Annotated in this window: 11 protein-coding genes; 4 read left to right on the top strand and 7 right to left on the bottom strand. The window is 68.0% G+C overall.

The annotated features are described in order from the left end of the window. Nucleotides 1-7: 7 nt before the first annotated feature. Together ACNJ7E_RS07140 and ACNJ7E_RS07135 are read right to left on the bottom strand one after the other, a co-directional pair. Nucleotides 8-1,177 carry an IS30 family transposase gene (locus ACNJ7E_RS07140; protein ID WP_418339463.1) on the bottom strand — a complete coding sequence of 390 codons (1,170 nt, stop codon included), beginning with the start codon at nucleotides 1,175-1,177 and terminating at the stop codon, nucleotides 8-10. A 93-nt stretch (nucleotides 1,178-1,270) separates the two neighbouring features. Then, nucleotides 1,271-2,152, bottom strand: coding sequence for an aldo/keto reductase (locus ACNJ7E_RS07135; RefSeq protein WP_418339462.1), 882 nt, complete (start codon nucleotides 2,150-2,152; stop codon nucleotides 1,271-1,273). A 66-nt stretch (nucleotides 2,153-2,218) separates the two neighbouring features. On the opposite strand from ACNJ7E_RS07135, the gene ACNJ7E_RS07130 reads away from it, so the two are divergent. Further along, complete coding sequence (locus tag ACNJ7E_RS07130; protein ID WP_280778953.1) at nucleotides 2,219-3,031, top strand: HAD family hydrolase; 813 nt, start codon at nucleotides 2,219-2,221, stop codon at nucleotides 3,029-3,031. A 51-nt stretch (nucleotides 3,032-3,082) separates the two neighbouring features. On the opposite strand, the gene ACNJ7E_RS07125 is transcribed toward ACNJ7E_RS07130, so the two are convergent. The 5 genes from ACNJ7E_RS07125 to fadD3 are packed head-to-tail and all read right to left on the bottom strand — an operon-like array spanning nucleotide 3,083 to nucleotide 8,671. Continuing rightward, nucleotides 3,083-4,132 carry an acyl-CoA dehydrogenase family protein gene (locus ACNJ7E_RS07125; RefSeq protein WP_418339461.1) on the bottom strand — a complete coding sequence of 350 codons (1,050 nt, stop codon included), beginning with the start codon at nucleotides 4,130-4,132 and terminating at the stop codon, nucleotides 3,083-3,085. Continuing rightward, nucleotides 4,129-5,097, bottom strand: coding sequence for an acyl-CoA dehydrogenase family protein (locus tag ACNJ7E_RS07120; protein WP_418339460.1), 969 nt, complete (start codon nucleotides 5,095-5,097; stop codon nucleotides 4,129-4,131). The genes ACNJ7E_RS07125 and ACNJ7E_RS07120 overlap by 4 nt, the downstream gene beginning before the upstream one ends. After that, nucleotides 5,094-6,254, bottom strand: a complete 1,161-nt coding sequence (locus tag ACNJ7E_RS07115; RefSeq protein WP_280778949.1) for an acyl-CoA dehydrogenase family protein — start codon at nucleotides 6,252-6,254, stop codon at nucleotides 5,094-5,096. Before ACNJ7E_RS07115 ends, ACNJ7E_RS07120 begins: the two co-directional genes overlap by 4 nt. Continuing rightward, nucleotides 6,255-7,127 (bottom strand): enoyl-CoA hydratase, encoded by an 873-nt coding sequence (locus tag ACNJ7E_RS07110; RefSeq protein WP_418339459.1) that lies wholly within the window; start codon nucleotides 7,125-7,127, stop codon nucleotides 6,255-6,257. Then, nucleotides 7,124-8,671, bottom strand: coding sequence for a 3-[(3aS,4S,7aS)-7a-methyl-1,5-dioxo-octahydro-1H-inden-4-yl]propanoyl:CoA ligase (gene fadD3, locus ACNJ7E_RS07105; protein ID WP_418339458.1), 1,548 nt, complete (start codon nucleotides 8,669-8,671; stop codon nucleotides 7,124-7,126). The genes ACNJ7E_RS07110 and fadD3 overlap by 4 nt, the downstream gene beginning before the upstream one ends. A gap of 48 nt (nucleotides 8,672-8,719) precedes the next feature. On the opposite strand from fadD3, the gene ACNJ7E_RS07100 reads away from it, so the two are divergent. The 3 genes from ACNJ7E_RS07100 to ACNJ7E_RS07090 all read left to right on the top strand — a co-directional run bounded on the left by ACNJ7E_RS07100 (nucleotide 8,720) and on the right by ACNJ7E_RS07090 (nucleotide 11,443). Further along, entirely contained in the window at nucleotides 8,720-9,940 is a 1,221-nt protein-coding gene (locus ACNJ7E_RS07100) for an acyl-CoA dehydrogenase family protein (protein WP_418339457.1), read from the top strand. After that, complete coding sequence (locus ACNJ7E_RS07095) at nucleotides 9,937-10,737, top strand: SDR family oxidoreductase (RefSeq protein WP_418339456.1); 801 nt, start codon at nucleotides 9,937-9,939, stop codon at nucleotides 10,735-10,737. The genes ACNJ7E_RS07100 and ACNJ7E_RS07095 overlap by 4 nt, the downstream gene beginning before the upstream one ends. A 91-nt stretch (nucleotides 10,738-10,828) precedes the next feature. Beyond that, complete coding sequence (locus tag ACNJ7E_RS07090; protein ID WP_283330476.1) at nucleotides 10,829-11,443, top strand: TetR/AcrR family transcriptional regulator; 615 nt, start codon at nucleotides 10,829-10,831, stop codon at nucleotides 11,441-11,443. Nucleotides 11,444-11,455 lie beyond the last annotated feature (12 nt).

Genomic DNA, 11,455 nt, shown 5'->3' with positions numbered 1-11,455 from the left:
GGCGTTTTCAAGCGGCCGTCGCAACAACGAGTTTCCCGAGACGCTCGGCTGGACTGTCCCAGTCGAGCGTCATACGGGGACGACGATTGAGTTTATCGGCCACCACGTCGAGGTAGACCTCTTCGAACCCGTCCAACGCGATCCCCTTGGGGAAGTACTGGCGCAGCAAGCCGTTTGTGTTCTCGTTCGTCCCGCGCTGCCACGGCGAACGCGGATCACAGAAATACACCGGCACCCCCGTCTCGACAGTGAACCGGGCGTGCTGACTCATCTCCGCACCCTGATCCCAGGTGATCGACTTGGCAAGGTGCTGGGGAAGCTCGGTGATCTTGCGGGTCATCGCCGACCGCACCTGCTCGGCGGAATGCCCATCCGGCAGGTGCAACAGCATCACGAACCGGGTCGACCGCTCCACCAACGTCCCGATCGCCGACTTGTTGTTCGCCCCGATGATCAGATCGCCCTCCCAGTGCCCGGGCACCGCCCGGTCCTCGACCTCGGCGGGACGCTCGGAAATCATCACCATGTCCGGGAACTTCCCCCGCCGCTCACCGACCGTGCTTCGGTGTTTACGCAGGTAGCGGCCGGTCCGCAGATGGGCGGTCAGCTCCCGCGTCAACGCTCCCCGGGACTGGACGAACAACGCCTGATAGATCGATTCGTGTGACACCCACATCTCCGGCCGGCTCGGATACTCCCGCCTGAGCTTGTGCGAGATCTGCTGCGGTGACAAGTCCTCACCCAGCCACCCCTGCACCTGCTCCCGCAACTCGGCGTGGGCGGCGAGCTTGGCGGTCTTGGGGCGCCGGGCGCGGGCCTCGGCGTCCCGTTGGGCCCGTGAGGCCAGATACTTCCCGCGAGAGGACAACGCCCGCCGCAGTTCCCGGCTGATCGTGGACGGGCTGCGGCCCAGTGCGTGGGCGATCGCCCGGATCGTCCACCCGTCCCGGCGGAATTCGTCGATCTGCTCCCGCTCGGACAGCGACAGATACCGCCCCGACGGGGGAACAGGTCGGCGGGGACGCACTCCACCGACCTGCACCAGCCACCGCCGCATCTGGGTCAGCGAGACCTGCACCTCACACGCCGCGCTGACCGTGTCCTGCCCCGCCCGCAAACACTCCCAGAACTGCTCCCGCACTCGCCGCTCGATCGGCGGCCGCCCCTTGAACACCATCCACAACACCCTTCCTTACCAGGGATGTTGCGTCGACCGACTGAATACGCCGTTGCTGGAACAGCCAAAAAGGCGCACGGGTGGCGGAGCCGCCTACTCCGGTGCGCCGATGTTCAACTCGTCCGGGTGGGCTCCGACACGGGTGCCGTCGTCCATCGTCTCGATCTCGCTGAGGTCCTGCTCGCTGAGCTCGAAATCGAACACGTCGATGTTCTCGCGGATCCGCGACTCGTGGACCGACTTGGGGATGACGATCAGCCCGCTCTGCAGATGCCAGCGGATCAGCACCTGCGCGGCGCTCTTGCTGTGCCGGTCGCCGATGCGGGTGATGATCGGATCCGTGAGCAGCGTGTTCGGCTTCGAGTTGTCGCCCCACCCCGAATTGCTGGTGCCGCCGAGCGGGCTCCACGATTCGACGGCGATGCCGTGGTCGACGGCGAACGCCCGGATCTCCTGCTGCGCCAGATGCGGATGCAACTCCACCTGATCGACCGCCGGAACGACGCCGCCCCGGTCGATCAGCAACTGCAGGTGACGCGGTTCGAAATTGCACACACCGATCGCCTTCGCGCGACCCGACTCGGCGATCTTCTCCAGCGCATCCCACGTGCGGAGGATGCGGTCGTCGTCCTGCAGCGGCCAATGGATCAGGTACAGGTCGACATAGTCGACGCCGAGACGTCCGAGGCTGGCGTCAAACGCCTTCAACGCCGGCTCGTAGCCCTGATCGGCGTTCCACAACTTGGTGGTGAGAAAGACGTCTTCGCGGGCGACTCCCGAGTTCGCGATGCCACGGCCCACCCCTTCCTCATTGCCGTATGCGGCGGCGGTGTCGATGTGCCGGTAGCCCGCCTCGTCCAGGGCGAACCCGACGGCGTGTTCGGTCTCGTCGTTGTCCGCCTGCCAGACTCCCAGGCCGAGCTGCGGGAGGATTGTTCCGGAATTCAGCACGATGCTGGGTACTCGAGGACTCATGCTGTCCAGGCTATCGACTGTGGTGGGGTCGTGAGGGGTACATGCGCTGCCTGGCATCATGCGGAGGTGACGCAAATTCGGCTGTTGGCGACGGACCTCGACGGCACCCTGCTGCGGTCGGACCGCACGATCTCCCCTCGCACCGCGCAGGCCATGGAAGATGCGCGACTGTCGGGGGTCGAGGTGGTGTGGGCAACGGCCCGCGCCCGGCACTCGGTGCACGAGCTGGCGCAGTCGTGCGGATTCCGGGGCAAGGCGATCTGCGCGAACGGGGCGGTGGTCCTCGACCTGGCCGACGGAACCCCGGTGATCACGGCGACGACGACCATCGCGATGGCGTCGGCCGCGGCGGCGATGGACCGGGTGCGGACGTTGATGCCCGGTGTCGTGTTCGCGAACATCGGCCCGACGCGCTTCGTCGCCGAACCGGCGTACGCGGCGTTGTGCGAGTTCGCCGACCACCACCGGCACCCGCACGAGATGGCGCTGTCGGAACTGCTGCCCGACATCGACGAGCCGATGGTGAAGATCGTCGCCCGGCACCCCGAGGTTCCCAGCGCGGAGCTGTACCGGGCGGCGGTGGCGGCCGGCGTCGACGGTGTCGAACTGACGCACTCCGGCGCGCCGTACGTCGAGATGGCGGCGTCCGGCGTGTCCAAGGCGAGCGCGCTCGCCGAGCTGTGCGCGGTCGACGGGATCTCGACGGAGGAGGTCGCCGTGGCCGGGGACGCCATCAACGACGTCCCGATGCTGACATGGGCAGGCACGGCTCTCTGCCCGTCCAACGCGCTGCCGGAAGTCCTCGCCCTCGCCGACCACGTCCTGCCCAGCAACGACGAAGACGGGGTCGCCAGCTACCTGGAGGGGCTGCGCCCGTGAGCCTTTTTGGTTGTTCCAGCTACCAGAAAGGCGCACGGGCGGCGAAGCCGCCTACAGTCCCGCCGCCGAGGCGAGCTCGGGCAGGTACTCCCGCGGCTGCCCGAACAGCTGTGCACTCCCGTGTGCACGTTTGAAGTACAGCTGCGCGTCGTGTTCCCACGTGATCGCGATGCCGCCGTGCAACTGGATGGCCTCCGCCGCGACGTGCTGCAGTGCCTCCGAGCAGTACACCTTCGCGATGACGGCGTCCTCGTGCGTCCCCGACAGCGCCGCGGCGTACGACATGGAGCGGGCCGTCTCGACGAGGGCGTACATGTCGGCCATGCGGTGTTTGAGGGCCTGGAACGATCCGATCGCCCGGCCGAACTGCTTGCGTGACTTCGCGTACTCGACCGTCTGCTCCAGCGCCGCGGACGCCGCACCCACCTGTTCCGCCGACAACGCGACCAGTGCGACCGTGCGCACCTGGTCGACGAGGTCGGTGGGGGAGACGAGCCTGCGCGCCGCGACCCCGTCGAAGGTCACCTCCGACAGCGGACGCGTCGGGTCCATCGCCGGGACGCGGCGACGCGTCACGCCGTCCGCCGCCGGGTCCACCTCGAACAGGCCTTCGGACGTGAGAACCAGCAGCACGTCCGCGACGTCACCGCCGAGCACGTACGACGCCGTCCCCGACAGCGTCTCGCGCGACGCGGTGACCCCGAATCCGGACCAGCCGCCCGCACCCGCCCAGCACAGCGCGGCCACCGAACCCGCCGCAATGCCGGGCAGCAGTCGGGCGCACGCGTCGTCGTCCCCCGACAGCACCAGCGCCTGCGCGGCCAGCACGGCGCTGCCCAGCATCGGCGACGGCGTCAGCGTGCGGCCCAGCTCTTCTTGCACCACATGCACTTCCAGCAGCGAGGCCCCCACTCCGTCGTATTTCTCCGGAACGGCCAACGCGGCGACGCCGATCTGCTCGCACAGCTTCGACCACAGGGCGTCGTCGTAGCCGTGGTCGGTGGTGATCGCCCGGCGGACGGCGGCCGAGTCGGAATGCTTACCCAGCAGATCCCGGACCGACGACCGGAGCGCCGCCCGCTCCTCGTTGTCGAAACTCATGACGCCTCCACGAGCGAGTCGACGACGCGGCCGCGGTGGAACGCCGGCGTGCCCCAGGCGGTGACCAGTGCCCGGACCTTGGTGAGCCACAGCGACAGGTCGTGTTCCTGGGTGTAGCCGATGGCGCCGTGCACCTGCAGCGCCACCCGCGCCGCCCGGTACGCGGCATCCCCGCACGCGACCTTCGCCGCCGAGACGTCCCGGGAACTGTCGACGGACCCGTCCCGCACGGACAGTGCTGCACCGTGCAGCAGCGGCCGCGACATCTCCAGCCCGACCGCGACCTCGGCCAGGTGATGTTTGATGGCCTGGAACTGTCCGATCACCTTGCCGAACTGCTTGCGCTGCTTGGCGTAGTCGGTGGTCACGTCCAGCAGGGTCTGTCCGAGTCCCTGCAGTTGGGCGGCGGTGGCCAGGGCGCCGAGATCGAACGCGGGCGCGAAGTCGGCGTCGCCGAGGGCGTCGCCGGCGGACAGTGGGAACAGCCGTCGCGACTGATCCACCGAGGTCTGCACCGCCCCGGCCTTTCCGAGGCGCACCGTGGCGCCGTCGACGAGCAGGACGAGGTCGGCCGAGTCGGCATCGACGGCGAACGGGACGTGCGGCGCGGCCGCGACCGTGGCGAGTGAACCGGAAGCCAACGCCGCCAACCGGTCCGGGGTCACCTGCACGAGCAGGGCGGGCGCGACGGCCACGGTTTCGGCCACCGGACCGGGAACGGCATGACGTCCGAGTTGTTCGACGGCCACGACGAGGTCGACGGCGTCGGCGCCCAGGCCGTCGTGCTCATCCGCGATGAGCAGTCCGTTGACGCCGGTCTCGGCGAGGCGCTGCCACACCTTCAGGCCCGGACCCGTGTCGCCGGTGTTCCACGACCGGATCACCGCCGGCATGTCCGCCTTCGACAGCAGCGCGTCGATGCTGGACGCGAAGTCCTGATGGGAGGAGTCGAGTGTGAATCTCATCGATCCGCCTTCGGTAGGCCGAGCAGCCGCTCGGCGATCACGTTCTTCTGAATCTCGTTGGTGCCGGCATAGATCGGACCGGACAGGGAGAACAGGTAGCCGTCCATCCAATTGTCCGCGAGCTCCGCCGAGGCGCCCTGCAGTTCGAGTGCGGTCTCGTGGGTGGCGATGTCCCATTCCGACCAGAACACCTTGTTGATCGACGATTCGGCGCCCAGCTGCCCGCCATCGGCGAGCCGGGTGACGGTGCCGAACGTGTTCAGCTGGTAGGCGCGGGCACCGATCCAGGCGTCGGCGACCTTGTTCCGCAGGGCCGTGTCGTCGGTGTGGCCGCTGTCCCGGAACAGTTCGACCAGCCGGTCGACGGTCGCGAGGAAACGGCCCGGGCTGCGCAGCGACAGTCCGCGTTCGTTGGACGCGGTGCTCATCGCCACGCGCCAGCCCTCGTTCACGCCGCCGATCACTCCGGACTCGCCGGGGTTCGCGGGGTCGTCCGGGACGAAGACGTCCTCGAGGAAGATTTCCGCGAAACCGGGTTCACCGTCCAGCTGATCGATCGGGCGCACGGTGACACCCTTCGAGCGCAGGTCGAACATGAAGTAGGTGATGCCCTTGTGTCGCTGGGCGTCCGGGTCGGACCGGAACAGTCCGAAGCCCCAGTCCGCGAAGCTCGCCCGCGAACTCCACGTCTTCTGCCCGTTCAGCACCCAGCCGCCGTCGACGCGCCGGGCGGTGGAACGGAGCGACGCGAGGTCGCTACCCGACTCCGGCTCCGACCAGGCCTGCGCCCAGATGTCGTCGGCGCGGGCCATCCGCGGCATGATGCGGGCCAACTGCTCGGCGTTCGCGTGCTCGAACAGTGTCGGGGCGAGCAGGAAGATGCCGTTCTGGCTGACGCGTCCGGGCGCACCCGAGCGGTAGTACTCCTCCTCGAACACCACCCATTCCAGCAGCGACGCGTCCCGTCCGCCCAGTTCCTCCGGCCACGACACCACCGACAGCCGGGCGTCGGCGAGAGTGCGTTCCCACTCGCGGTGCGCCTCGAAACCCTCGGCGGTGTCCATCGACGGCAGCGGTTCGGCGGGAACGTTGTCGCGTAGGAAGGTTCGCACCTCCTCGCGGAAGGCGACGGTGGCGTCGTCGAACTCGAGATCCACTTACTTCGCCCCTTCGTTCGAGTTGCGCGCACTGGCCGCCATCGACTTGGCATCCATGCCGCCGAGCGGATCGGTGTCGATCTCGGCGTTGTGCGCGTGCGCGAAGTGGTGGAGACCGAAGACGGAGTCCATGCCGTTCCGCATGCCCATCTGGTCCTCGCACTGGTTGACGGCCTTCTTGGTGAGCGCGAGCCCGAACCGGGGCATGGCGGCGATGCGTCCGGCGATGGCGAGGGTCTCCTGCTCCAGGTCCTCGCGCGGCACGACGTGGTTGACCATGCCCACCTCGTACGCGCGCTGCGCGGTGAACCGGTCGCCGGTGAAGAGGATTTCCTTCGCGAACCGCGGTCCGAGCATCCACGGATGCGCGAAGTACTCGACCCCCGGAATGCCCATACGTACGACCGGATCGGAGAAGAACGCGTCGTCCGACGCCACGATGAGGTCGCACACCCACGCCAGCATCAGGCCGCCGGCGATGCACGCGCCCTGGATCATCGCGATGGTCGGCTTCGGGATCTCGCGCCAGCGACGGCACATCCCGAGATAGACCTCCATCTCGCGGGCGAACCGCTGGTCGCCACCCGGCTTGTCGACGTGGTCCCACCACATGACGGCCTTGTTGTCGTAATGCACGTGATGGTCCCGGCCCGGGGTGCCGATGTCGTGCCCAGCACTGAAGTGCTTTCCGTTGCCTGCGAGGACGATCACCTTCACGTCGTCGTCCTCGACGGCCCGCTCGAACGCGGCGTCGAGGGCGTACGTCATCACCGAGTTCTGGGCGTTGCGGTAGTCGGGGCGGTTGAGCGTCACGACTGCGACACCGTCACGCACCTCGTAGGTGACGACGTCACCCTCGTCCGGAACCGTCATTTCTTCTCCTCACGCAGAACGTTTTTCATGACCTTCCCGGAGGGGTTCCGGGGGAGGGAGTCGACGAAGCGCACCGACCGGGGCACCTTGAAGTTGGCGAGTCGCTCCTTGCAGAACGCGACCACGTCGTCCTCGGCGAGCGTGACGCCCGGCTTGGCGACCACGTAGGCCCGGCCGACCTCGCCCATCCGCTGGTCGGGAACACCGATGACGGCAGACTCCGCGACGGCGTCGAGTCGGGCAAGAGCGTTCTCCACCTCAGCGGGATACACGTTGAAACCGCCGGAGATGTACATGTCCTTGAGGCGGTCGGTGATATCGACGTAACCGCGGTCGTCCAGGGTCCCGACGTCGCCGGTGTGCAGCCAGCCGTCCGCATCGATGGTCTTGGCGGTCGATTCGGGGTCGTCGAGGTAGCCGAGCATCACGTTCTCGCCGCGCACCAGGATCTCGCCCTGGTCGCCTATCCGGACCTCCATCCCGGGGATGGCGCGACCCGACGTCGTCGACACGGTCACCGGGTCGTCGTCGGTCCGGCACATCGTGACCACCACCGCCTCCGTCTGACCGTAGGCGGTGAGGACGGCGTCGAAGCTCAGCTCCGACTGCATCCGTTCCACCAGTGCGACCGGAACCGCGGCCGCGCCCGTGATCGCGACCCGCAGGCTGGACAGGTCGTACTTCGGGCGGTCGGGGTGGTCGAGGATCGACTGGAAGATCGTGGGGGCGCCGGGGAGCACGGTGATCTGCTCGTCGTGCACGGTCGCCATCACCTTCGGAACGTCGAACACCGCCATCGGCACTACCGTCGCCCCGTTCAGCAGGCACACCAGGAACCCCGCCTTGTACCCGAAGGTGTGGAAGAACGGATTGATGATCAGGTAGTTGTCGTCGGAGGTCACCTCGGCGCACTCGCCCCACGCCTGCGCGATGCCCACCGACTGCCGGTGCGCACTCATCACGCCCTTGCTGCGGCCCGTCGTGCCCGACGTGAACATGACGTCGGAGACGTCGTCGGGGGAGACGGCGGCCGCGCGGGCGTCGGCCTCGGCGCGCGTGTCCTCGTCGGCGAGGGCGAGGAAGTCGTCGAAGTCGAAGACTCCGGGAACCTCGGCGTCGCCGCCGTCGACCGGAACCCGGACGACCGTCGGCAGGTCGAGGGTGCTCGACTCGTCGCGCAGCGCCGCGTACCGGTCGGTGCCGAGGAATTTGCCCGCGACCACCAGTGCGGTGGTCTTGGTGCGCTGGAGAATGTCGAGGGCCTCGGTGGCCGTGTACCGGGTGTTGATCGGGACGAGAGTCGCACCGGCGTAGTGGATGCCGAGCGCCGCGACCACCCAGTGATACGTGTTGGGCGACCACACCGCGACGTGATCGCCGGGTCGTACGTCCTGTGAGCTGAGTGCGGCGGCGAAATCGCGGACACGGTCGTGCAGTTGTGTGAAGGTCAGACGGACGTCGCCGTCCGCCACGGCTGTGAGCTCGCCGAATTCGCGTGCGGCCCGTTTCAGGGCGGACGGGGTGGTTGTCGGTTGTTCGGTCACTGGGCTCCCTACCTACCTAGCAAGTGCTTGGTAGGTTATCTTACAGACGTGGAACAGAGCGAGAGCCCGGACGGGCTGATCACCGACGACGACTTTGCGCAGACCGTCAGGACGTGGCTGAACGACAACCTCACCGGCGACTTCGCCCGGCTGAAAGGCAAGGGTGGCCCCGGCAGCGAGCACGAGTTCTTCGAGGAACGGCTCGCGTGGGACCGTCATCTCGCTGCGGCGGGATGGACCTGCCTCGGCTGGCCGAAGGAGCACGGCGGGCGCGGAGCCACCCTGGCGCAGCAGGTGGTGTTCCATCAGGAGTACGCGAAGTCGGGGGCGCCGGCGCGGGTCAGCCACGTCGGCGAGGAACTGCTCGGCCCGACGCTCATCGCGTTCGGCACCGAGGAACAGAAGCGTCGCTTCCTTCCCGGCATCAACACCGTGACCGAACTGTGGGCGCAGGGCTATTCCGAGCCGGGCGCCGGTTCCGACCTCGCGAACGTGTCCACCACCGCGCGCCTCGACGGCGACAAGTGGGTGATCAACGGACAGAAGGTGTGGACGTCCCTCGCGCACGTCGCCCAGTGGGCGTTCGTCCTCTGCCGCACCGAACCGGGATCCAAGCGGCACCAGGGCCTGAGCTTCCTGCTCGTCCCGCTCGACCAGCCCGGCGTCACGGTCCGGCCCATCCAGCAGTTGACCGGCACGTCCGAGTTCAACGAGGTGTTCTTCGACGACGCCGTCACCGACGCGGATCTGGTGGTCGGAGAGCCCGGCGACGGCTGGCGGGTCGCGATGGGTCTGCTCACCTTCGAGCGCGGCGTGTCCACGCTCGGGCAGCAGATCGGTTTCGCCCGCGAACTGCAGGGCGTCGTCGACCTCGCGAAAGCCAACGGTGCGGCGACCGACCCCAACATCCGCGAGAAGATCGCCCGCGCGTGGGTCGGGCTGCGGGTGATGCGGGCACACGCCCTGCGCACCCTGGAAGCGGTCGACGCCGGGACCTCCGGCGCGGAGGCGTCCGTCGCGAAGCTGCTCTGGGCCAACTGGCACCGCGACCTCGGACAGCTGGCCATGGAAGTGCAGGGCGCGGCGTCGCTGCTCGCCCCGGCCGATCCGTCGTCCGACGTCACGGACCCCGAACATCTGGAACTGGGCGACTGGCAGAGGCTCTTCCTCTTCACCCGCGCCGACACGATCTACGGCGGATCCAACGAGATCCAGCGCAACATCATCTCCGAGCGCGTGCTCGGACTTCCCCGAGAGGCCCGTTCATGACTACTACTCCGCTCGCCACCGCGCCCGTCGAGACTCCGGGCCACGACCTGCTGAAAGGCAAGAAGGTCGTCGTCACCGCCGCGGCGGGCACCGGCATCGGATTCGCGTCCGCGCGACGCGCCCTGCTCGAGGGCGCCGACGTGCTGGTGTCCGACTGGCACGAGCGTCGCCTCCTCGAGACCAAGGAGAAACTCGCCGCCGAGTTCCCTGGGCAGGCGGTCGAGGCGCTGACGTGTGACGTGTCCAGTACGGAACAGGTGGACGCGTTGATCTCCGGGGCCGCCGACGCGCTGGGCAGGATCGACGTGCTCGTCAACAACGCCGGGCTCGGCGGCGAGACCCCGCTCGTCGACATGACGGACGAGGAGTGGGACCGCGTCCTCGACATCACGCTGAACGGAACGTTCCGGGCCACCCGCGCCGCACTGCGCTACTTCAAGGAGGTCGAGCACAACGGCGTACTGGTCAACAACGCGTCCGTCCTCGGGTGGCGGGCGCAGCACTCGCAGGCGCACTACGCGGCGGCGAAGGCCGGAGTCATGGCGCTGACCCGGTGCAGCGCGATCGAGGCCGCCGAGTACGGCGTCCGGATCAACGCCGTCGCGCCGTCCATCGCGAGGCACGCGTTTCTCGCGAAGGTGACCAGCGAGGAACTCCTCGACAAGCTGGCGTCCGACGAGGCGTTCGGTCGTGCCGCCGAGGTGTGGGAAATCGCCGCCACCATCGCCATGCTCGCCAGCGACTACACCACCTACCTCACTGGCGAGGTCGTGTCGATCTCGTCGCAGAGGGCGTAGCCGCCCTGTGCGCCTTTTTGGTAGCTCCAGCAACCAGAAAGGCGCACGGGGCCGAAGGCCCTAACAAGCGCTTGGTTGATAGGATGTGACGATGACGCCACCCCCCGCCGACGACACGTCCGGCAAGTCCGGACGCCGGACCGAACTCCTCGACATCGCGGCCACCCTGTTCGCCGAACGCGGCCTGCGGGCCACCACCGTGCGCGACATCGCCGACGCCGCGGGCATCCTGTCGGGCAGCCTGTACCACCACTTCGACTCGAAGGAGTCGATGGTCGACGAGATTCTACGGGGCTTCCTCGACGACCTGTTCGGCAAGTACCGCGAGATCGTCGCGTCCGGACTCGACAGTCGCGCGACCCTCGAAGCACTGGTCACCACGTCGTACGAGGCGATCGACGCGTCGCATTCCGCGGTCGCGATCTACCAGGACGAGGTGAAGCACCTCGTCGCCAACGAGCGTTTCGGGTACCTGTCCGAACTGAACACCGAATTCCGCGAGCTGTGGATGGGTGTGCTCGAGGCGGGTGTGAAGGACGGCAGCTTCCGGTCCGACATCGACGTCGAGCTCGCCTTTCGATTCCTCCGCGACACCGCCTGGGTCGCCGTCCGCTGGTACCGGCCCGGTGGCTCCGTCACGGTCGACACCGTGGCCAAGCAATACCTTTCGATCGTCCTCGACGGACTTGCGAGTCCCCACCACTGACTAGGAGTTTCA

It is taken from the genome of Rhodococcus mengyinensis (assembly GCF_048381435.1).
Taxonomy (GTDB): domain Bacteria; phylum Actinomycetota; class Actinomycetes; order Mycobacteriales; family Mycobacteriaceae; genus Rhodococcus_F; species Rhodococcus_F opacus_D.
Note: the sequence above shows the minus strand (reverse complement) of the source record. Positions and strands in the feature narration are given on the sequence as shown.